The organism is Sorangium sp. So ce1153 (assembly GCF_051521595.1).
Classification (GTDB): Bacteria; Myxococcota_A; Polyangia; order Polyangiales; family Polyangiaceae; genus Sorangium.
Window position 1 is genome coordinate 6,866,723 of record NZ_CP150361.1, and the last position, 20,885, is coordinate 6,887,607.

The window sequence follows — 20,885 nt, forward strand, 5'->3', positions numbered from 1 at the left end:
CTCAGCGCACGAACGGGTTGGCGAAGAGCAGGACGAGCGCGACCACGAGGCAGTAGATCGCCGTGGCCTCGATCATCGCGAGGCCGACGAACAGGGTCCGCGCGATCGTCGCGCTGGCCTCGGGCTGGCGGGCGATCGCCTCCATGGCCGCGACGATCGCGCGGCCCTCGGCGAACGCCGGCCCGACGGCGCCGGCGCTGACCGCGAGCACGGCGCCGAGGATGCTCAGGCCCTCCGCGCTCACGCGGCCCTCCCGTCGACCTGCTCCTCGATCGCCGCGCCGACGTAGACGGCCGCGAGCACGGTGAAGATGTACGACTGCACGATCCCCACGAACAGCGCGAACGCCATGAGGGGAACGGGGACGAGGAAGCCCGCCACCGAGACGACCACGGCGAGCACGAGCCCGTGGCTCATGATGTTCCCAAGCAGGCGCATCATCAGGGAGAAGGTCCGGGTCGCCTGCGAGAGGAGGTGGATCGGCGCGAGCAGCGGGCTCGGCTCGAGGAAGTGCTTGAGATAGCCGAGCAGGCCGTGTGCCCGGACGCCGTAGCCCGCGACGGAGAAGAAGACGATGAGCGCGAGCGCGAGCGGCGTCTCGATGCGCTCGGTCGGCGCATGGACCATGGGGAGCACGCCGGCGCAGTTGGCGGCGACGAGGAAGAGGAAGAGCGTGCCGAGGAGCGGCAGGTAGGGCGCAGGGTCCCGCCGGACGATGGCGCGGACCTGATCCCCGATGGCGGCGACGACGACCTCGGTGGCGGCCTGGAGCCTGCCTGGCGTCACGGACAGCCGCCGCCCGAGCAGGGCGCTCGCGCCCCCGAGCGCCGCCGTGATGGCGAAGCTCGTGAGCGTGGTCCCCGTGACGGGCACCGGACCGAGGTGGAAGAGGGCGGGATCGGCGAGGGGCGAGCTCATGTGCCCCTGTTCCCCATCGATCGCCGGCACGCGAGCGCGACCGCGCAGGCCGCGGCCTGGACGAGCGCGAACCCCGCCGCGACGGGCAGGAGGGCGCGGCCATCCAGGCGCGCGATCGCGGTGAGCGCCGAGAGCAGCAGGATCCACCGCCCGGCGTGCAGCAGCAGCGCCCGCGCGGCGGCGCCCTCGGCCAGGTGCCGGCGGACGGAGCAGGCGAGGGCGCCGAAGAACGCTGCCGCGAGCGACGCGCCGACCAGGGACCAGATGAGAGGCGACATGCCGTTCTCCTTGCGCTCCGGGCCGCCCGCTCCGCGCGCCGGCGGCGTGTCGGATCAATTCGGATCAATAAGAGAGCGGCGCCCGATCGAAAGGCATGATCCCGCGTGTGCGTCCGCTGCGCGAGCAGCGCGCGGAGCGGCCGTGACCGCCTGGGCCGCGTGGGCTCTTTGTCGCCACTTCAGCGCCGAGACGAGAGCCCGCGCCGGTACGGTCGTTGCGTGCTGGTCGGGGGAGGCGATGATGCAGGCGCCCGGGCAGATCAAGAAGCTTCGCGGCGCGGGGGAGCCGCCGCCGAACCTCGCCGACTACACGGAGGCGCGCCGCCGCTTCTCGTGGGCAGAGGCGCGCGCCGAGCTGACCGGGCTGCCAGGCGGACAGGGGCTCAACATGGCCTACGAGGCCGTGGACCGCCACGCCGCGGGCGACCGCAGGGATCGCGTCGCGATCCGCTGGCTGGGCAAGGACGGAGAGCGGGTGGACGTCCGCTACGGCGAGCTGGCCATGCTCACGGCCCGCTTCGCCGGCGCGCTCGCCGGCCTGGGGGTCCGGCCGGGAGATCGCGTGTACACGTTGCTCGGCAGGACGCCGGAGCTCTACGTCGCCGCGCTCGGCGCGCTCAGGCACCGGGCGATCTTCTGCCCCCTGTTCTCGGCCTTCGGCCCCGAGCCGCTGCGCGCGCGGATGAGCATCGGCGGGGCGCGCGTGCTCGTGACCACGTCGCGGCTCTACGCGCGCAAGGTCGCGCCGATCCGCGGCGAGATGCCGTGGCTCGAGCACGTGATCCTCGTGGACGGCGAGGCGCCGGGGACGCTCTCGTATCCAAGGTTGCTCGACGAGGCGCCCGCCGCGACGCAGATCCCGCCGACCGATCCGGAGGAGCCGGCCCTGCTGCACTTCACGAGCGGGACGACAGGCACGCCGAAGGGCGCGCTCCACGTCCACGCCGCGGTCGTGATGCATCACGTGACCGGAAGGCTCGCGCTCGACCTCCACCCGGACGACATCTTCTGGTGCACGGCGGACCCGGGATGGGTGACAGGGACGTCCTACGGCATCCTCGCGCCGCTGACGAACGGCGTGACCATGGTCGTCGACGAGGCCGACTTCGACGCCGAGCGCTGGTACGAGATCCTCGAGCGAGAGCGCGTCACGGTCTGGTACACCGCGCCCACCGCGATCCGGATGCTCATGAAAGCCGGCGTGGAGCCGCTTCGCGCCCGAGATCTCGGCGCGCTGCGCTTCATGGCCAGCGTGGGCGAGCCATTGAACCCGGACGCGGTGCTCTGGAGCGACGAGGTGCTCGGCCGCCCCTTCCACGACGGCTGGTGGCAGACAGAGACGGGGGGAATCATGATCGCCAACCTCGCCTGCACGGATATCCGCCCTGGATCCATGGGGCGCCCGCTGCCAGGCGTGGAGGCGGCGATCGTCCGCCGCAGCCCCGACGGCGGCGTCGAGGTGATCGAGGAGCCCGACGTGGAGGGGGAGATCGCGCTGCGGCCCGGCTGGCCGTCGATGTTTCGCGCCTACTGGAACGACCCCGAGCGTTACGCGAAGTGCTTCGCGGGCGGCTGGTACCTGAGCGGCGATATCGCCCGGCGGGACGAGGACGGGTATTACTGGTTCGTCGGGCGCGACGACGACGTCATCAAGAGCGCCGGGCACCTCATCGGTCCCTTCGAGGTGGAGAGCACGCTGCTCATGCACCCCGCCGTGGCCGAGGCCGCCGTGATCGGGCGGCCGGATCCGATCGCCGGCGAGATCGTCAAGGCGTTCGTCGCGCTGAGGCCCGGGCATGCGCCGTCGCCGGACATCGAGCGGGAGCTCCTCGGCTTCGCGCGCAAGCACCTCGGGCCAGCGGTCGCGCCGCGCGAGATCGCCTTCGCCGGCTCGGTGCCGCGGACGCGCAGCGGCAAGATCATGCGGCGTCTGCTCCGGGCGCGCGAGCTCGGCCTGCCCGAGGGCGACCTGTCCACGCTCGAAGCGGGCCCGGCGCCGGACAGGACCGGGGAGGCGGAGCCGTGAGCGTCGCGCGGACACCCTCGATGACGTACGTTCCGGGCGCGACGAAGCAATAGGCGCTCTCGAGATCGCGCAGCCCCGGCGGTTTCATCACGGAGTTGACCCGCTTCTCGCGGACGGGAATGCCGGGATCGGCTGCGTTCCTCTTGTATCGGTACTCGCGCGCCTGCTCGAACCTCCGGAACGGCTCGTCGAGCACCGTGATGGCGCGCAGCCACTTCACGCTCGCCATCCTGTACCAGCCCGGCACGATGGGAGAGCGCGACGAGGCATGGTCCTACCCCCCAGCTGCGGGGACTGCCCCGGATTGGCAGATCACCTTTTTATGAGGCCCGCGGTTTCCTGAAAACGAAATGCTACATCAACACCCCTTGTGAGGCCCGCGGTCTCCTGAAAACGAAACGCCATATCAACAACGTGTCCCCGCATTGCAGAGCCAGCCTTCTCCACATCGGCGGGGCGGTCCTCCTCAACGCGTCGGGCAACTTCCTCTTCGATACCTTCCAAGATCGCACGCCCATCAACTTCCCGATCACCGCACGGGTGGTGAAGGGCGACAAGGAGCGCAAGATGCTCACCGCCCAGATGAGCGGCGATTGCAACAGTTGCCACTCCCAGAGCGGCGCCGAGGGGGCGCCGGGGCGGATCGTCGCGCCCTGACGCTTGCGCTGACGCCCGCCGGGCGGAGCTCCTCGGACGCATACGCGAGGTTCGTGAGGCGCCCGGCGCGATGCTCCGGCGCGCCACACGTGGTCCGGGTGTCGCCGAACTGATTCACGTTCGAGACGAGCAGTTGGTTGTGCGGGAGGCTCGCGTACCGGACCCAGCGCCCGGTACGCAGGCCCCCGCCGCCGGCCAGCAAGAACGGCGTGTTCGTCTTCTCGTGGCTCCCCTCCTCGGTTGACGGCCGGCCGCGCTCCGCACGGACAGCCACGGCGAGCCCGTCCGCCGAGCTCGAGCGATCGGCAAGGGCACCCTGCACGCCTCGGCGCCGGTACGGTCGTTGCTCGACCCGGTGTCCTCGGAGCCGGATGTGATCCCTGGAGGCGTTCGGTCCGTTTGCGCTGCGCTCTGCCTCTGGGTCTCCGCGCTGGCGCTCGGCCATGCGTGCGGCCGCGAGAGGACGTCAGGGCTCACGCTGGCCGGCTCGACGTCGGTCCAGCCCTTTGCCGAGAGATGGGCCGAGGCCTACGGCGCGAGGCACGCCGGCGCGACGATTCACGTTCAAGGCGGAGGCTCCACGGCGGGCATCCAGGCGGTCGAGAGCGGGACAGCGCAGCTCGGGATGAGCTCGCGCGATCTCTTGCCGGACGAAGCCCAAAGGCTGCGCGGCATCGTCGTGGCCCGCGATGGAATCGCCGTCGTCGTGAACCCGGAGAACCGCATCGGCGACATGGCGCTCGACGAGGTGCGCAGGATCTACGCAGGGGAAATCACCCGCTGGGCCGACCATGGTGGCCAGCGCCGGAAGATCACCGTCATCACGCGTGAAGAGGGCTCGGGGACGCGGGGCGCTTTCGAGGGACTGGTCATGAGCGGTAGGAGAATCACGAGCGCTGCGCTCGTGCAGGACTCGACAGGAGCGGTGCGGCAGATGGTGGCGAGCGACCCGGCGTCGATCGGCTACATCTCGCTCGACCTCGTCGACGCCTCCGTGAAGCCGCTCCGGATCGATGGAGTCGACCCCACCGAGGCGGCGATCGACGCCGGGAGATACCGCCTCGTGCGTCCGTTTCTCTTCGTGGTCAAGGGCGAGCCGACCGGCGAGGCCAGGGCCTTCATCGACTGGATCAGGGGCCCGGAGGGACAGGCGCTGACGCGCAAGGAAGGCCTCTTGCCGCCGGCGCCATGAGCTCGGACATGCTCGCCCGGCGGATCCTGATGCTGATCGCGACGAGCAGCGTCGGGTTTCTCGCACTCATGACCGTGTTCATCTTCCGCGAGGGGGCGCCGTTCATCGCCCGGATCGGCCTCTCTGGCTTCCTGTCGACCGACTGGCACCCCACGGCCGGTCTCTACGGCATCGCGCTCATGATCGTCGGCTCGGCAGCGGTCACGCTCGGCGCGCTGCTCCTCGGCGTGCCGCTCGGGCTCGCCTGCGCGATCGTGCTCGCGGAGATGGCGCGCCCGCGCCTGCGTGCCGTCCTCAAGCCCGCGATCGAGGTCCTGGCTGGCATCCCGTCGGTGGTTTACGGCTTCATGGGAATCGTCGCGCTGCTACCCTGGATCCGGGTCCACCTCGGCGGCCCGGGCGCATCCGCCCTCGCCGGCGCGGTGATCCTCGGCATCATGATCCTGCCGACGATCATCGGCATCTCGGTGGACGTCCTCTGCGCGGTGCCGCGCGCTTACCGCGAGGGGGCGCTCGCGCTCGGCGCGACGGAGTGGCAGACGATCGTGCGTGTCGTCCTGCCGGCGGCGCGCTCCGGCCTCGTGGCCGCGGTGATCCTCGGGATGGGGCGCGCCGTCGGGGAGACCATGGCGGTCATCATGGTCGCGGGCAACTCCGTGCAGATGCCGCGCTCGCCGCTCGACTCGGTGCGCACGCTGACGGCCAACATCGCCCTCGAGATGGGCTATGCGGCCGGCGAGCACCGCGCCGCGCTGTTCGCGACCGGCGTCGTGCTCTTCCTCATCATCATGGCCCTCAACGCCGCCGCCAACGTGGCGCGAGGGCGCAAGAGGGCGCGCTCGCCCCGGCGCGCGATGAGCGCGATGCTGGAGCGCTTCACTGCCTTTCGCGCGGCGCGCACGGCAGCGACCAGAGGACCGAACAGCGCGAAAGCCGGCGTGAGGCCACGGAGGGTACACCCTCGAACCGTCCAGGCGGCCGTGCGCGTGCTCCTCTGGTCGATGATGGCCGCGACCCTCCTTGTCCTGCTCGTCATCGTCGGGTTCGTCCTCGAGCGCGGGGTCCCCCACCTCTCCTGGACGTTCCTGTCGACCGCGCCGAGCGACAGCGGCCGCAGCGGCGGCATCTTCCCCATGTTCGTCGGCACGCTGGCCGTCACCAGTCTCGCCGTGCTGCTCGCGACGCCCCTCGGCCTCGGCACCGCGATCTTCCTGACCGAGTACACCCGGGAAGGACGCCTCACGCGCCTCCTCCGCTTCGGTGCGGAGTGCCTGGCCGGCGTGCCGTCCATCCTCTTCGGCCTCTTTGGATTCGTGTTCTTCGTCGTCACGCTAGGTCTCGGCTGGTCGATCCTGGCGGCCGGCCTCACGCTGACGTTCATGATCCTCCCGACCGTGATCCGGACGTCGGAGGAGGCGATCAAGGCGGTGCCGCGCGTCCAACGCGAGGTCTCGCTCTCGCTCGGCGCGAGCAAGTGGCAGACGATCGTGCGGGTCGTCCTTCCATCGGCCATCCCGGGCATCGTGACGGGCGTCATCCTCGGCGTCGGGAGGTCGATCAGCGAGACAGCGGCCGTGATCTTCACGGCAGGATCGAGCCTGCCGCGCGCCGTTCCCACGTCGCTCTTCGACGGGACACGCACGCTCTCGGTTCACTTCTACCAGCTCGCGCGCGAGGCCATCTCGGCGCAAAACGCGTACGCGACGGCCGCGCTGCTCGTCCTTTCGATCCTGGCGATCAACGTGGCCGCGTATGCGCTCATGGACCGCTTCATGAGGCGCTACCGATGACAGCCCCGGAGAGGCCGGCGGCTCTGCGCCGCGACGCCGGTACAGGCCCGAAGATCGAGCTCCGCGACCTCAGCGTCGGCTTCGGCGGTCCTCTCGTGGTGCGCGGGGTCAACGTGGCGGTCCCGGCGAACACGATTTACGCCTTCATCGGACCGTCGGGCAGCGGCAAGACGACGATCTTGCGCACCATCAACCTGCTCTCGATCGAGCTCGACGGCGCGCGGGTCCAGGGCGAGATCCTCCTCGACGGCACCGACGTGCTCGGCCGGGGCGTGAGCCCGGGGGCCATCCGCCGCAGGGTCGGGATGGTGTTCGCCACACCGCAGCCGCTCCCCCGGTCGATCCACGAGAACCTCGCCTTCGGTCCGCGGCTCGCCGGCGTCCGGCGGCGCGCCGAGCTCGACGAGATCGCCGAGACGAGCCTCCGGGCGGCGCAGCTCTGGGACGAGGTGAAGGATCGCCTGCACGGGTCCGCGCTCGCCCTGTCCGGCGGGCAACAGCAGCGCCTGTGCATCGCGCGGACGCTCGCCCTCGAGCCCGAGGTGGTCCTCCTCGACGAGCCGTGCTCCGGGCTCGATCCGGTGTCCACCCTGAAGATCGAGCAGGCGCTGGAGTCGCTGAGGTCGCGCATCACCTGGATCGTGGTCACCAACAACACGAAGCAGGCGGCGCGCATCAGCGAGAGGACGGCCTTCTTCTTGCTCGGTGAGCTCGTGGAGGACGGGCCGACGGCGCGCATCTTCACGGCTCCGACCGATCGACGGACGGCCGACTACATCGAAGGGCGCTTCGGCTAGGACAGGGCATGGCTGCACCCGCGAAGCTCCGCGCCGAGGGACTGAGCGTTTATTACGGCGCATTCCTGGCGCTGAAGGACATTCACCTGGCCATCACCGAGCGGCGAGTCACCGCCCTCATCGGGCCGTCCGGTTGCGGGAAGTCCACGCTGCTCAGGGCTTTTAACCGGATGAACGATCTCATCCCCGGCCATCGCGCGCTGGGCACCATCGAGGTCGACGGCCGGCCGCTCGACGCCTTTGACCTCGGCTCCCTGCGAAAGCGCGTTGGAATGGTCTTCCAGCGGCCGAATCCATTCCCGCTCTCGGTGCACGACAACATCGCGTTCGGCCCGCGGATCCACGCCCTCGCCTCGGGCGCCGGCCTCTCGGCGCTCGTCGAGAGGAGCCTCGCGGCGGTGGGCCTCTGGGAGGCCTTGAAGGACCGGCTGGGCGAGCCCGCCCTCGCGCTGACGAGCGAGCAGCAGCAGCGGCTCTGCCTCGCGCGGGTCCTCGCGGTCGAGCCCGAGGTGCTGCTCATGGACGAGCCGTGCTCGGCGCTCGATCCCATCGCCACCCTGCACATCGAGGGCCTCATGCGAGAGCTCGCGCAGCGCTACACGATCGTCCTCGTGACCCACAACATGCAGCAGGCGGCCCGCGTCTCGGACGAGACCGGCTTCATGCTGCTCGGAGAGCTCGTCGAGGTGGCGCCGACGCGAGAGATCTTCACGCGGCCCCGGGACCCGCGCACCGACGACTACATCTCGGGGCGTTATGGCTGAATCGAGGAGCGCCCCGGTCCGTGGGCGCGCCCATATCTACCGGGCGTTCGATCGCGAGCTCGCGGCGCTCAAGCGCCACCTCCGGGAGATGGGCGAGCTGGTCGAGGCGCAGATCGCCGAGGCCACGAGGGCGCTCGTGGAGCTCGACCCCGCCGCGGCGGCGCGGGTCATCGAGGCGGACCGCCTCGTCAACGCCCGCGAGCTCGCCATCGACGACGAGTGCATCAAGATGATCGCCCTCCGGCAGCCGGCGGGCTCCGATCTGCGCTTCATCGCGGCGTCGCTCAAGATCGTGACGGACCTCGAGCGCATCGGGGATCTCGCGGTGAACATGGCGGAGCGCGTGGAGGCGCTCTGCAGCGAGCCCCCGACGCGGGCGGTCGCCGCGCTACCGCGCATGTCGGCCAGGGCGCAGCGGATGCTGCGCGACGCGCTGGAGGCGCTCCTCACCCAGGACATCGCGAAGGCCGAGGGCGTGCTCGCCGCGGACGCGGACGTGGATCGGATGCTCGTGGACGTGTTCGACGAGCTCCGCAGAGAGGCGCGGCGACAGCCGGGCATCGTCGATCAGTGCGTGTCGATGATGTTCTTCGCAAAGCACGTGGAGAGGCTCGCTGACCACGCGACCAATCTGGCCGAGATGGTGGTGTTCCTCGTCCGGGGCGAGGACGTCCGGCACGCGACGCGGCGATGAGCCCGGAGCGGCCCTCTCGAAGCAGGCCGGCAGGACCGCGGATGAAGGCGTCGCCGTCACGTGGACCTGCACCCGATGACAACCGGAGGTTGACAGTGACAACCGGGGGTCGACACACCGGACCGTCGGCCGTTGTCCATCCGGAGGCCGCGTACGGAACCCGTCCACAGAGTGACATTCACGTGATACCCTGCGCGCTTCAAGGAGGCTTATCATGCAATTCTACTTCCAACGGCTTCTCGCTCCCGCGCTCCTCTCGTGCGCGGTGATCGCCGCCTGCTCCGGCGACGACGGCAACAGCGCCGGCTCGGGTGGCACGGGCGCGGCGGCCGGCTCCGGCGCCGGCGCCGGCGGCTCGGTCACGAGCGGCGTCGGCGGTTCGGGGGGCTCTTCCGTGGATCCATCGGCGCAGCCGAGCGAGTTCATCGTGGTGGACCAGTTCGGCTACCTGCCGGACGCGGAGAAGATCGCTGTCCTGCGAGATCCCCAGACGGGCTTCGACGCCGACGCGTCCTTCACGCCCGGCGCGACGATCGCGCTCGTGAGCTCCGCGACGGGAGAGCGCGTCCTCACGGCAGCGCCGGCGTCCTGGAGCGATGGCGCCACCGACGAGTCCTCCGGCGACAAGGCGTGGTGGTTCGACTTCTCGTCGGTCACCGCGCCTGGCCGCTACTACGTGCTCGACGTGGAGAACAACGTGCGCTCTGCCGAGTTCGAGATCGGAGATGCGGTCTATCGCGAGGTGCTGAAGCAGGCGGTGCGCACCTTCTTCTACCAGCGCGCCGGGCAGAAGAAGGACGCCGTCTTCGCGGGCGAAGGGTGGGCCGACGAGGCGAGCCACCTGGGCCCGCTGCAGGACAGGAACGCCCGCGTGTACAGCGCGCCGGACGACGCCTCGACCGAGCGAGACGTCTCCGGCGGGTGGTACGACGCCGGCGACTACAACAAGTACACGAGCTGGACCGCGGGTTATGTGGTCACGCTGCTCCGCGCCTACGCCGAGAACCCCTCCATCTGGACCGACGACTACGAGATCCCCGAGTCGGGCAACGGCGTCCCCGACATCCTCGACGAGGCCAAGTGGGGCATGGACTGGCTCGTACGCATGCAGGACGCGGACGGCTCCGTGCTCAGCATCGTGGGGCTGTCGTCCGCGAGCCCGCCGTCCGCCGCCGCGGGGCCGAGCCTCTACGGCAGCGCGAGCACGAGCGCCACGCTCGCCACCGCGGCGGCCTTCGCGTACGGCGCCAAGGTGCTGAAGAGCGCCGGCGGCGGCGCGCTCGCGAGCTACGCGGACTCGCTGCTCCCGCGCGCCGAGAGCGCCTGGGCGTGGGCGGACGCGAACCCCGCCGTGCTCTTCAGGAACAACGACGCCGAGGCCGGCACCTCCGGGCTGGGCGCGGGACAGCAGGAGACGGACGACTACGGGCGCCTCAGCCTGAAGGTCGAGGCCGCCTGTTACCTCTTCGACGCGACCGGCGACGTGGCGTACCGGACCTTCTTCGACGGGAACTACCAGGCGATCCACCTGATCGAGTGGTCCTACGCGTACCCCTTCGAGGTGCAGCAGCAGGCAGCGCTGCTCCATTACACCAGGGTGCCTGACGCGACCGCGGCGGTGGCCGACGCGATCCGGAGCACCTACCGCGCGGCCATGGATGGCGACGACAACCTCACGGCGTTCCGCGCCGGCGTCGATCCCTATCTCGCCTACCTCAAGGACTACACGTGGGGGAGCAACGCCATCAAGTCGCACCAGGGCAACATGTTCTACGACCTGGTGACCTACGAGCTCGACGCCGCCGTGAGCGCGGACGCCGCGCGGGCCGCCGCGCGCTACGTGCACTACCTGCACGGCGTGAACCCGCTCGGGCTCGTGTACCTGTCGAACATGGGCGCCTACGGCGCCGAGCGGTCGGCGAGCGAGTTCTACCATACCTGGTTTCAGGACGGCAGCGAGCGCTGGGATCGCGTCGGCGTCTCGACCTACGGCCCGGCTCCCGGCTTCCTCACCGGCGGCCCGAACCCGAGCTATGACAAGGACGGCTGCTGCCCCGACGGCTGCGGCAGCCCCGAGAACAACGCCATCTGCGACTCCGAGCCGGTCTCGCCTCCGAAGGATCAGCCGGCGCAGAAGTCCTACAAGGACTTCAACACGAGCTGGCCGCTGAACTCCTGGGCGGTGACGGAGAACAGCAACGGTTACCAGGTCTCGTACATCCGGCTGCTCTCGAAGCTCGTCCGGTAGCGCGGGTCCCGGCGGGCGCCGCTCGGCCCCTCCAGGAGAGGTGTCGTATCGCCGCTCCTGGGGGCGGCAGCGGCGCGCAGACGCAGATCCCGCAGGCCGTGGAGTGAGGGCGCCCCCCCTGCGCGGACACACGCGCGACATCCTCGAGGCCATCTGTCGTGGAGAGACGTAGCCCGGGCGGCTCCGGACCTCACCGCGCCGGCTGACGAGGAGGCATGACGCGGCGCGACGCGCCGTGGATGGCCTCCGCGGCCTCGCGAGCGATTACGGCGGTGACGCAGCCGAGCGGTCCAGGTCGTGCACCGAGCCAGCAGAGCAGCGCAGGGGGAGCGCGGCGCGAGGCCGTCGCGCCGGCACACGCGCTGGACGATGCGAGGCCATGGACATGAAGGCGATACTCGACGCAATAGGAAACACTCCCCTGCTGACGCTCGACGGCGTTCGCGTGAAATGCGAATACCTCAACCCCTCCGGCTCCGTCAAAGACAGGCTCGCCAGGTACGTCATCGAGAAGGCGGAGAAGACAGGGCTCCTGAAGAAGGGCGCCACGATCGTGGAGGCCTCGTCCGGAAACACGGGGACTGCCGTCTCGCTGGTCGGCGCCGTGAAAGGGTACAAGGTGACGATCTTCATCGCCGAGGGCCTCTCCCAGGAGCGCTACAAGATGATGAAGGCGTTCGGCGCTGACGTGCGCACCGTCCCGCGGGACCGGATGGATCTCGCCGTGCAAGGCGCGATCGCCCTGGGGAGCGAGAAGGATCACTTCCACGTGAACCAGTTCGCGAGCCCCTGGAACGCGGAGGACCACGAGAAGCACCTCGGCGGGGAGATCCTCCGCGCCTTCGGGCGCCGGCGGATCGACGCGGTCGTTGCGGCGATCGGCTCCGGAGGGACCCTGATTGGCCTCGCGAGGGCGTTCAGGCGGGTCAACCCGGCGGTCAAGGTCCTCGGCGTCGAGCCTGCCCGGTGCGCCCTCGTCCACGGGCGGCTGCACGGCCAGTCCGAGGTGTGCCGGTCCCACCGGATCGAGGGTATCGCCGAGGGGTTCGTGCCCCCGCTCATCCAGGACAACATCCAGCTCCTCGACGATGTCCTCCTGGTCGAGGACGGAGAGGCGATCGAGGAGGCGAGGCGGATCGCAAGGGTGCACGGCTGCTTCGTCGGGGTCTCCTCCGGAGCGAACCTCCTGGCCGCGCGGCGGGTCAAGGAGAAGAGTCCGGAGCTGAAGAAAGTGGTCACTTTGTTCCCGGACGAAGGGGAGAAATACCTGAGCGAGCCGTGGTTCTCGCGCTGAGCGAGCGCTCGACCTGATCGAGGTCGTGGAGAGCCCGACGAACGGCTGGCGCTCCGGCAGGGTGTAGTAAAGGCTCTCGTCGGGCTTGCCAGGCGTGACGTCCGTGACGTCATGGAGCCCGCGGGCCATGCCATGAACCGGTCGCACGCGCCCAAGCGATGACGGAGCGGAGCGGATACCCCGCGCCCGAGGCCTCTGACGAGCTCGGCCGATCTGCGTTCGGATTCTCGGCTTTTCTCTGGACGTCAGGCAGGGGTGACCGTCGAATGCCGCCTTGCGGTTGCGCATGCGCGATGGCATCTGTCCCCGCGCACCCGTGATGAAGGCGACGCGCATCGACGAGGTGGTCGCTTGAGAAGTCTCCTGGAACAGCCGAGCCGTTTCCTCTTCTTCACGGGGAAGGGAGGCGTCGGCAAGACAGCGCTCGCGTGCGCGGCTGCGATCCGGCTCGCCGACGCCGGGAAGCGCATCCTCCTCGTCAGCACCGACCCTGCGTCGAACCTGGACGAGATGCTCGGCGTCGCGCTCTCTCGTCGACCCACGCCGATCCCCGGCGTCGACGGGCTCTCCGCGCTCAACATCGATCCCGAGAGAGCGGCCGACGCGTATCGAGAGCGCGTGATCGCGCCGTACCGCGCCATGTGGAGCGAGGCCCAGCTCGCCGAGCTGCGCGAGCAGCTCGCCGGCGCATGCACCGTGGAGATCGCGGCCTTCGACGAGTTCGCCGGCCTCCTCGCCGGCGACGAGCAGAGCGCGCCGTTCGATCACGTGCTGTTCGACACGGCGCCGACCGGACACACGCTGAGGCTGCTCAGCTTGCCGCGCGCCTGATCCACCTTCCTCGGGTCGGCCACGCACGGCGCCTCGTGCCTGGGCCCGCACTCGGGGTTGAAGATGCAAGCGACGCGGTTCGCCGCCGCGGTCGAGGCGCTGGCTGACGGTGAACGTACGACCATCGTCCTCGTGACGCGGCCCGATCGCGCTGCGCTGCGCGAGGTGGAGCGGACATCGGGCGAGCTCGAGGCGCTGGGCCTCCAGAACCAGCACCTCGTCGTCAACGCGGTGTTCGAGGCCAGAGACCCCGCCGACCCGATCGCCCTCGCGCTCGAGCAGCGGGGGCGAGCAGCGCTCCGCGAGCTGCCCCCTCGGCTGCGCCGACTGCCCATGACGCAGATCCCTCTGCGCGCCTTCAACATGGTCGGTTTGCCGGCTCTCCGCGCGCTCCTGGACGAGCGCGCGTCCGCAGAGCTCACGCGCGCCGCCCCTCCGCTCGTGACGCCATCGCTGCCACCCCTTCGGTCGCTCATCGACGAGATCGCGACGCCTGGCCGCGGGCTGGTGATGGTGATGGGCAAGGGCGGCGTGGGGAAGACGACGATCGCCGCGTCGATCGCCGCGGAGCTCGCGTCGCGCGGTCACAAGGTTCATCTCAGCACCACCGATCCCGCTGCTCACGTCGCCGCGACGCTCGACGGCCAGCTCGAAAATTTGACGGTCAGCCGCATCGATCCGGTCGCCGAGACGAAGGCGTACGTGGAGCGCGTGATGGCGAGCCGCGGGGCCAACCTCGACGAGGCGGGACGAGCCCTGCTGGCCGAGGATCTCCGCTCGCCCTGCTACGAAGAGGTGGCTGTCTTCACGGCCTTTTCCCGGATCGTCTCCCAGGCGCGCTCGAGCTTCGTCGTCCTCGATACGGCGCCCACCGGGCACACGCTCCTCCTCCTCGACGCGACGGGCTCGTATCACCGGCAGACGATGGCCGTCGACGCTGACGCGAAGCACGCGTCAGCCCGGCTCGTCACCCCGCTCATGAGGCTGCGTGATCCGCAGTACACCAAGGTCCTGCTGGTGACGCTCGCGGAGGCGACGCCCGTCTCGGAAGCAGCGCGGCTACAGGCGGATCTGCGTCGCGCTCAGATCGAGCCCTTCGCCTGGGTCATCAACAGCAGCCTGGCAGCCGCGGGTGTCACGGACCCTTGCCTCGAGCAGCGCGTCGCAGCCGAGCTCGACCAGATCGCGGCGGTGCGCGAGCGGCATGCCCGAAGGCTCGCGATCGTCCCCTGGATAACCGAACAGCCGGTCGGCCCTGCTCGCCTGCTCGCCTTGGCACGCGGCCTGGGAGCGGCGGAGCACCCGAGCGCGGCGAGCACGTGAGGAAGAAGATCAAAGGTGGCGGTGAGTCGCGGTGCATGAGCGCCAGGGGGCGAGCAGGCGCTCCACGCGAACAGAGCGCCCCGGCGGCGTCAGGCGCGGCGCCTGGCGAGACAATTGCACGCTCCGCCGAACGCTGTTGGTGAACTCAGCGACGCCGGACGGAGGGGGAGACATGCCATTTCGAGATCGGGCCGACGCGGGCCGCCAGCTCGCGTCGCGGCTGACCGCCTACGCAGGGCGGGAGGACGTGACCCTCCTGGCGCTGCCGCGAGGCGGGGTGCTGGTGGGCTTCGAGGTAGCGAAGCTCCTGCGGGTGCCGCTCGACGTGCTGATCGCGCGCCGGATCGTGGCGCCGGTCAACAACTACATGACGATCGGCGCCGTCGCGAGCGGCGGCATCCGGTTCGTGGATGAAGAGCTCTGTCGAGCGCTGGGCCTCTCGGACAGGACGGTCCAGTGGATCGCCGAGACAGAAGCGGGAGAGGTGGATCGTCTGGAGCGCGTCTACTACGGCTGCCACAGGGCGCCCGACATCCGGGATCGAACGATCCTCCTCGTCGACGATGGCGTGGCGACCGGAGCGAGCATGCGCGCCGCCGTGACGGCCGTCGAGCAAGGCCGCCCGGCGGGCATCGTCATCGCGGTCCCCGTCGCGTCGTACGCCGCATACGCGGAGCTCTCCCGGCGCGTGCGTGAGTTCGTGTACTGCTACATCCGGGATCCGGTCTACTCGGCCGGGCTCTGGTACGAGGACTATGCACCGGTGTCCGAGCAGGAGGTCTGCCGGTTGCTCGGAGAGACGCTCGATCGGACCGCAGCACGCCACGACGCCGGTCAGGAGAGTTCCCGGGAGCTTCCTCCGCGCGCGGCCGGATCACCCCGGTAGCCGCTCCGAGCGGCGCGAATTCACCTCGGCCGGCCAGGGCTGGGCGAGCGCCCGTGCCTGAGCGGATCCAGCAAGCGCAGCACGCGGCGTGCAGTCCCTCGCGCCGGAGCCGGCTGGAGGGGTGGCTCCCGGGAGCTCACAGCCGGCTGGCCGGGAGCATCCGCATGGTAGCGCTCGCTCAGCGACGCGTAGAGCTCCTCCTCCTGCGCGAAATGGAGCCGTAGCACCGCATGGAGACCGTAGAGGATCCGCTGGAAATCCTGCACGTCCGCGGCCGTGGGTCCGCCCGGGCCGAGCTCTTCGAGGAGCTGCTCGTACAGCCGGACCAGATGGAAGATCTCTCGATGTGTCGCGCTCATGGATGCCAGAGGATCATCGCCGCCGAGCAGTCGGCAGATGACCGGGTAGACCTCGGCATCGTCAGCACGCTCGTGCGGGAGGAGCCGGTCGCGGAGGAAGCGGTCGAGCGCGTCGAGCTCTACGCGCGCCGCATCTCTCGCCAGGTGGTCGATGCGCTCCGCGACGACCCGCACCCGATCGAGCATCGGGATGAGCTGATCGTGCTCGAGCTCCAGCCTGCGGCTCATGGCCTCTCCGAGGGCTGGCCTCCCCGCGCCGCGCCCGCAGCGCTGCGCCCGCAGCGCGCTCAGGATCGCGGCCACGTCGATCGCCTCCTGCAGGAGCGCCCCGGCGGCCGGCGGCAGGAAGCCGATCGCCGCCGCGCCCATCGCGAAGAGCGACAGCCCCATGCCGAGCAGCGCGCTCTGCACCGCGATCGTGCGAGCGCGGCGCGCGATGTTCACGGCCTCGGCAAAGCGATCGAGCCTGTCCACCACGAGCACCACGTCGGCCGCCTCCGCCGACGAGGTGGCCCCGCGCGCGCCCATCGCGACGCCGACGTCTGCGGCGGCGAGCGCTGGAGCATCGTTGATCCCGTCGCCGATCATCACCGTGAGCCCCTCGGCGCGGGCCTCGTGTACGGCCACGACCTTCTCCTCCGGCGATCGCTGGGCGAGCACGCGATCGACGCCGAGCGTCGCGCCGACCGCCTCGGCGACCAGGGGATGGTCGCCTGTCACCATCACCACGCGGCGAATGCCGACCCGCCGCAACGCCCGCAAGGTCCGCGGCGCATCGGGGCGGATCGGGTCGTCGAGCGTCAGCGCGCCGGTGACGTCTCCGTCCACGGCCACGAACACGGTCATCGCACCGGCGCGCGACGCGCGACGCCGGAAGGCGCGGGCCTCCTCCGGGAGCGGCATTCCCTGCGCTGCCCATTCGGCGCTCCCCACGCGAACGGCGCGCCCGTCCACCCGGCCATCCATTCCGGCCCCCGGCGCCTCGTGGACGTCCTCCGGGAAGGACAGCCCGAGTCGGCGCTCGCGGGCGGCGCGCACCAGGGCTGCGGAGAGCGGGTGCGATGAGGTCTGCTCGAGGGACGCCGCCAGGCGGAGCACCTCCGTGTCGTCGTCTATCGAGCGGAAGCACGTCACGCCGGTCACGCGCGGGCCGCCGAACGTGAGCGTGCCTGTCTTGTCGAGGAGCAGGATCTCGGCCCGGGCGAGGGCCTCGAGCGCGGCGCCGCCCTTCACCACGATGCCGCGCCGGGCCGAGCGCGAGATGCCGCCCACGATCGCGATGGGCACCGCGAGGAGCAACGGGCAGGGCGTCGCGACGACGAGCACGGCGAGCCCGCGGCCGGCGTCGCCGGAGAGGCCCCACGCCGCGGCCGAAAGGGCGAGCGAGAGCGCGGCGAACGCCAAAGCATGGCGATCTGCGAGGCGGGCGAGCGGGGCCTTCGAGGCGGACGCCTGCTGCACGAGGCGGACGATGCCTGCGTAGGTGCTCTCGTCCGCGCTCGCGACGGCGCGGAGCTCGAAGGCGGCGCTGGCGTTCGTGGTCCCGCTGCCCACGCGGTCGCCGGGTGCCTTTTCCACCGGCCGCGGCTCGCCGGTCAGCGCCGACTCATCGAGGAGCGCCCGCGCGCCCACGACGATCCCGTCGACCGGCACGATCTCGCCCGGCTTGACCAGCAGGCGGTCGCCGGGGGCGACGGCGCCGATCGGGATGGTCGTGACGTCGGTCCCGTCCCGCCGGTGCGCGACGCGGGGGGCGCGTGCGAGGAGGGCGGAGAGCTCGCGGCGGGCGCGCGCGGACGCGTACCCTTCCAGGGCGCTGCCGGTCGCCATCATCGCTCCGATCACCGCTCCCGCCAGGTACTCCCGGAGCAGGAGCGCGCCGCCGATGGCGAGGAGCGCGATGATGTCCACGCCGGCCCGCTTTTTCAACACGTCCATCAGGATGCGCGCGCCCACCAGGGCGAGCGCGATCACCGCGCCGGCCGCCCAGAGCATGTCTCCCAGCCGCGCGCGTCCTTCGAGGTGCGCCGCGGCTCCGCCCAGCAAGCCGGAGAGCGTCGACACGACGAGCGCGCCGCTCCTCGGGGACGGCCGCTCGGGTCCAGGTGCGTCGCGCTGTGACACCATGGAACATGCCTGCGGGATCGATGCGCTCCCGATCACGCCGGAAGCTCACCGCATCTGATAGCGCCCTGTCTTCTCCACCGGCTTGATGCATCCGACGACCGCGCCGCGGCCGCCTTCGTAAGCCCGATGGCCGAGGCTGTCGTCGGAGGGAGCCTCGGACGGGCGGAGCCAGACATCGTCCTCGGCGGCGAGGGACACCAGCCGGTCGTGGATGCGTTGCATCGCCTTGACCGCGTCTGTCCCCTGGAGCTCGCGAAAGAAGCCGAACACGATGACGCTCTCCCAGTCGGCGAGGCTCTGGATGCGGTCGACCTGGAAGCAGACATCCGGGTTTTCGCGCATCATCCGGACCTTGGATCCCTCCGCCGAGCGCAGGTAAAGAACGCCGCCCTCGTAGGCGTAGCTCATCGGCACGACGTACGTTCGTCCCTGGGCGTGGCAGCCGAGCCGACCGAAGGCGCTGCGCTCGAGGAGCGCCTCGATCCGCTCCTCGCTGAGGACGCCGACCGCCGGAGCCTCCGGAGGCCAACCTGCTGCTGGCACATCGAACATGCGGAGATGGGTGCGGCAAGCAACGCAGAACTGGTACTCCGAGGGCGCGCCGCAGCGCAGGCAGTGATGCCGCGCGGCGCGCGGCGGTGGCCCCATGATCGTCCCGGTCGCGCGGGTGTCGGTCTCCGGGGGCACGATCAGCACGGGGCGGCTCGAGGTCCGCGCGACGCGCTCGGCGACGCTGCCCAGGAGCACGCCCGTCGTCCCTGAGTGCCCGTGGCGGCCCATCACGATGAGCTGGGCGTCGTCCTCCTCCGCACACCTGACGATCTCTTCCGCCGCGGACCCCACCCGGATGATCGGCGCGATGTGAACCCCTCCGCCGAGCTCTGCCACGGAAGTGAGCAGCGCGTCCGCCAGCTTCGGCTGTGCTTGCGCGGACGCAGCGACGTAGAGGATCCGGAGCTCAGCGTCCCAGGAGCGCGCTTGTCCCAGGGCGACTCTCACCGCCGCGGCTGACAGCTCCGAGAGGTCCGTGGCGACCAGGATCCGCTGAACAGGCTGCATGCTGCCCCCCCGATCTGGTCCAAGTCCCATGGTTGTGAGGGACCGACCTGGCGCGTAACTACCGTGCCCACCAGCCCAGCAATCGTCGTGCCCCGCCAACGTCGCCCCGCCATGCATCGCGAGCCACGTACGAGGCCGCTCGCTGCGCTCGTGGCTCACGGCGCTCGTGGACTGATCACGTGATCCGCTGAGCACGCATCGTGCGACAGCCACGCCGCATGCGACCTGCCGTCGTCGTCCGAGCTCTCGTGACGTGCGTGCTCGCCTCCTCGCTGCTCTGGAGCGTCTCCGGGCGAGCTGCGCCGATCGAGCCGCGCGCCGACGTGGAGCTGTTCACGCGCGAGGGATGCCCTCGCTGCGACGAGGCCAAGCGCTTCCTGACCGAGCTCGAGGGCCGGCGGTCCGGCCTGCGCACGCTCGTCGCGGATGTCGTCGAGGACCGCGCGGCGCTCGACCGGCTGAGGGCGATCGCCGAGGGGCAGTCGACCGCTGCCTTGAGTGTCCCGGCGTTCTATGTGCGCGGGGTGCTCGTCGTCGGGTACGCAGGACGCGACGTGACGGGCCGGCGCATCGAGGCGTTGCTGGACAGCGCGTCGCCGCCGTCCGCCGAGGCCGGCGAGCCTGCCGCGTCGTGCCCTCTCGCGCCTCTCGCGCCGGAGCAGCCGCCCTGCCCGGCCGACGGCGCCGCGCCGCGGCCGGGGGTCGTCGACGTGCCCGTCCTCGGGCGGCTGGACGCCCGCGATCTCGGCCTACCGGCGTTCACCATTCTCCTGGGGCTCGTGGACGGCTTCAACCCGTGCGCCACGTGGGTGCTGCTCTTTCTCCTCTCCTTCCTCGCCACCCTGCGGAGCCGGGCGAAGATGCTGCTCATCGCCGGCGTGTTCGTGCTCGTGAGCGGTCTCGCCTATTTCGCCTTCATGGCTGCCTGGCTGAACTTCTTTCTCCTGGTCGGCGCCTCGCGGGCCGTGCAGCTCGCGCTGGGAGCCATCGCCGTGCTCGCCGGTTCGATCCACATCAAGGACTTCTTCGCGTGGAAGCGGGGCGTGTCGCTCAGCATCCCCGAGTCGGTGAAGCCGGGGATCTACGCGAGGATGCGGGGAGTCGTCAGGGCGGAGAGCCTGCCCTCCGCGCTCGCCGCCGCGGTCGTCCTCGCCGTCATGGTCAACGTCGTCGAGCTCCTCTGCACCGCGGGCCTGCCCGCGCTCTACACCCAGCTCCTCGCCGAGGAGCGCTTCCCTGCGTGGAAGCACTATGCCTATCTCGGGCTCTACAACGTGGCCTATATGGCGGATGACATGGTCATGGTCGGCGTCGCGGTGGCGACGCTGAGCCGCCGCAAGCTCAGGGAGAAGGAGGGACGGTGGCTCAAGCTGCTGAGCGGCGCGATCATGGTGCTGCTCGGCCTCCTCCTGCTGCTCAAGCCCGACTGGCTGGCCACTTGATCGTCGCGTCAGGTGCGTCTGACATTTCGCCACGGGGCCAAGTGGTTGATTTCACTTGATATTATCGCTTCAGCGCCTCGCTGCCCGTGGTCAGAGGTCGGCCGGCGGCCTTGCGCTGCACGGCGGGCGAGAAATCGTCCTCAGGGTTTAAAGGAACACGGGGCGGCGCGTAACAGGGCCAGAGACGAGCCGGCTCATGA

17 protein-coding genes and 1 pseudogene are annotated in these 20,885 nt (G+C 70.5%); 13 read left to right on the forward strand and 5 right to left on the reverse strand.

Annotated elements, in window-relative coordinates; genetic code table 11:
• Nucleotide 1 precedes the first annotated feature (1 nt).
• Genes WME85_RS24690 through WME85_RS24700 form a run of 3 tightly spaced genes read right to left on the reverse strand, consistent with a single transcriptional unit; the run spans nucleotide 2 to nucleotide 1,196 of the window.
• The gene (locus WME85_RS24690; RefSeq protein WP_437311886.1) at nucleotides 2-244 is read right to left on the reverse strand and encodes a F0F1 ATP synthase subunit C; all 243 of its coding nucleotides are present in this window, start codon (nucleotides 242-244) and stop codon (nucleotides 2-4) included.
• On the reverse strand, nucleotides 241-918 hold the full coding sequence (gene atpB, locus WME85_RS24695) for a F0F1 ATP synthase subunit A (RefSeq protein ID WP_437841548.1): 678 nt from the start codon (nucleotides 916-918) through the stop codon (nucleotides 241-243). Before atpB ends, WME85_RS24690 begins: the two co-directional genes overlap by 4 nt.
• A complete protein-coding gene (locus WME85_RS24700) occupies nucleotides 915-1,196 on the reverse strand; it encodes an N-ATPase subunit AtpR (protein WP_437841551.1) in 282 nt (93 codons plus the stop codon). Before WME85_RS24700 ends, atpB begins: the two co-directional genes overlap by 4 nt.
• 241 nt (nucleotides 1,197-1,437) lie before the next feature.
• Between WME85_RS24700 and acsA the strand changes: the two genes are divergently transcribed.
• The 12 genes and pseudogenes from acsA (at nucleotide 1,438) to WME85_RS24760 (ending at nucleotide 15,698) form a co-directional block, all read left to right on the forward strand.
• Complete coding sequence (acsA, locus tag WME85_RS24705; protein ID WP_437842354.1) at nucleotides 1,438-3,222, forward strand: acetate--CoA ligase; 1,785 nt, start codon at nucleotides 1,438-1,440, stop codon at nucleotides 3,220-3,222.
• A gap of 119 nt (nucleotides 3,223-3,341) precedes the next feature.
• Nucleotides 3,342-3,548 carry a hypothetical protein gene (locus WME85_RS24710; RefSeq protein WP_437841553.1) on the forward strand — a complete coding sequence of 69 codons (207 nt, stop codon included), beginning with the start codon at nucleotides 3,342-3,344 and terminating at the stop codon, nucleotides 3,546-3,548.
• An 88-nt stretch (nucleotides 3,549-3,636) separates the two neighbouring features.
• Nucleotides 3,637-3,879, forward strand: a complete 243-nt coding sequence (locus tag WME85_RS24715; RefSeq protein ID WP_437841556.1) for a hypothetical protein — start codon at nucleotides 3,637-3,639, stop codon at nucleotides 3,877-3,879.
• A 373-nt stretch (nucleotides 3,880-4,252) separates the two neighbouring features.
• Nucleotides 4,253-5,071 (forward strand): phosphate ABC transporter substrate-binding protein, encoded by an 819-nt coding sequence (locus WME85_RS24720; protein ID WP_437841557.1) that lies wholly within the window; start codon nucleotides 4,253-4,255, stop codon nucleotides 5,069-5,071.
• On the forward strand, nucleotides 5,068-6,861 hold the full coding sequence (gene pstC, locus WME85_RS24725) for a phosphate ABC transporter permease subunit PstC (protein WP_437841560.1): 1,794 nt from the start codon (nucleotides 5,068-5,070) through the stop codon (nucleotides 6,859-6,861). Before WME85_RS24720 ends, pstC begins: the two co-directional genes overlap by 4 nt.
• A complete protein-coding gene (locus tag WME85_RS24730) occupies nucleotides 6,858-7,658 on the forward strand; it encodes a phosphate ABC transporter ATP-binding protein (protein ID WP_437841561.1) in 801 nt (266 codons plus the stop codon). Before pstC ends, WME85_RS24730 begins: the two co-directional genes overlap by 4 nt.
• Before the next feature lie 8 nt (nucleotides 7,659-7,666).
• A complete protein-coding gene (locus tag WME85_RS24735; protein WP_437841564.1) occupies nucleotides 7,667-8,422 on the forward strand; it encodes a phosphate ABC transporter ATP-binding protein in 756 nt (251 codons plus the stop codon).
• Nucleotides 8,415-9,116, forward strand: coding sequence for a phosphate signaling complex protein PhoU (gene phoU / locus WME85_RS24740; RefSeq protein ID WP_437841566.1), 702 nt, complete (start codon nucleotides 8,415-8,417; stop codon nucleotides 9,114-9,116). Before WME85_RS24735 ends, phoU begins: the two co-directional genes overlap by 8 nt.
• Before the next feature lie 214 nt (nucleotides 9,117-9,330).
• Entirely contained in the window at nucleotides 9,331-11,364 is a 2,034-nt protein-coding gene (locus WME85_RS24745) for a glycoside hydrolase family 9 protein (RefSeq protein WP_437841568.1), read from the forward strand.
• A gap of 379 nt (nucleotides 11,365-11,743) precedes the next feature.
• Nucleotides 11,744-12,658, forward strand: coding sequence for a PLP-dependent cysteine synthase family protein (locus WME85_RS24750; RefSeq protein ID WP_437841569.1), 915 nt, complete (start codon nucleotides 11,744-11,746; stop codon nucleotides 12,656-12,658).
• 351 nt (nucleotides 12,659-13,009) lie between these two features.
• Nucleotides 13,010-14,812: pseudogene (gene arsA / locus WME85_RS24755) on the forward strand (arsenical pump-driving ATPase).
• Nucleotides 14,813-14,984: 172 nt separating this feature from the next.
• Nucleotides 14,985-15,698: a phosphoribosyltransferase gene (locus tag WME85_RS24760; RefSeq protein WP_437841572.1), complete on the forward strand. Its 714-nt coding sequence runs from the start codon at nucleotides 14,985-14,987 to the stop codon at nucleotides 15,696-15,698.
• A gap of 20 nt (nucleotides 15,699-15,718) precedes the next feature.
• On the opposite strand, the gene WME85_RS24765 is transcribed toward WME85_RS24760, so the two are convergent.
• Nucleotides 15,719-18,184 carry a heavy metal translocating P-type ATPase gene (locus WME85_RS24765; protein ID WP_437841574.1) on the reverse strand — a complete coding sequence of 822 codons (2,466 nt, stop codon included), beginning with the start codon at nucleotides 18,182-18,184 and terminating at the stop codon, nucleotides 15,719-15,721.
• Nucleotides 18,185-18,229: 45 nt separating this feature from the next.
• Nucleotides 18,230-19,243, reverse strand: coding sequence for a universal stress protein (locus WME85_RS24770; protein WP_437841577.1), 1,014 nt, complete (start codon nucleotides 19,241-19,243; stop codon nucleotides 18,230-18,232).
• A gap of 218 nt (nucleotides 19,244-19,461) precedes the next feature.
• Between WME85_RS24770 and WME85_RS24775 the strand changes: the two genes are divergently transcribed.
• Complete coding sequence (locus tag WME85_RS24775) at nucleotides 19,462-20,685, forward strand: NrdH-redoxin (RefSeq protein ID WP_437841579.1); 1,224 nt, start codon at nucleotides 19,462-19,464, stop codon at nucleotides 20,683-20,685.
• Nucleotides 20,686-20,885: the final 200 nt, after the last annotated feature.

Excerpts from the sequence above, each read along its gene's own strand:
- WME85_RS24750 (WP_437841569.1), top strand. The coding sequence starts at position 11,744 with ATGGACATGAAGGCGATACTCGACGCAATAGGAAACACTCCCCTGCTG.
- acsA (WP_437842354.1), top strand. The coding sequence starts at position 1,438 with ATGCAGGCGCCCGGGCAGATCAAGAAGCTTCGCGGCGCGGGGGAGCCG.
- pstC (WP_437841560.1), top strand. The coding sequence starts at position 5,068 with ATGAGCTCGGACATGCTCGCCCGGCGGATCCTGATGCTGATCGCGACG.
- WME85_RS24710 (WP_437841553.1), top strand. The coding sequence starts at position 3,342 with ATGCCGGGATCGGCTGCGTTCCTCTTGTATCGGTACTCGCGCGCCTGC.
- WME85_RS24775 (WP_437841579.1), top strand. The coding sequence starts at position 19,462 with ATGCGACCTGCCGTCGTCGTCCGAGCTCTCGTGACGTGCGTGCTCGCC.
- WME85_RS24730 (WP_437841561.1), top strand. The coding sequence starts at position 6,858 with ATGACAGCCCCGGAGAGGCCGGCGGCTCTGCGCCGCGACGCCGGTACA.
- WME85_RS24700 (WP_437841551.1), bottom strand. The coding sequence starts at position 1,196 with ATGTCGCCTCTCATCTGGTCCCTGGTCGGCGCGTCGCTCGCGGCAGCG.
- atpB (WP_437841548.1), bottom strand. The coding sequence starts at position 918 with ATGAGCTCGCCCCTCGCCGATCCCGCCCTCTTCCACCTCGGTCCGGTG.
- phoU (WP_437841566.1), top strand. The coding sequence starts at position 8,415 with ATGGCTGAATCGAGGAGCGCCCCGGTCCGTGGGCGCGCCCATATCTAC.
- WME85_RS24735 (WP_437841564.1), top strand. The coding sequence starts at position 7,667 with ATGGCTGCACCCGCGAAGCTCCGCGCCGAGGGACTGAGCGTTTATTAC.
- WME85_RS24745 (WP_437841568.1), top strand. The coding sequence starts at position 9,331 with ATGCAATTCTACTTCCAACGGCTTCTCGCTCCCGCGCTCCTCTCGTGC.
- WME85_RS24760 (WP_437841572.1), top strand. The coding sequence starts at position 14,985 with ATGCCATTTCGAGATCGGGCCGACGCGGGCCGCCAGCTCGCGTCGCGG.
- WME85_RS24765 (WP_437841574.1), bottom strand. The coding sequence starts at position 18,184 with ATGGTGTCACAGCGCGACGCACCTGGACCCGAGCGGCCGTCCCCGAGG.
- WME85_RS24770 (WP_437841577.1), bottom strand. The coding sequence starts at position 19,243 with ATGCAGCCTGTTCAGCGGATCCTGGTCGCCACGGACCTCTCGGAGCTG.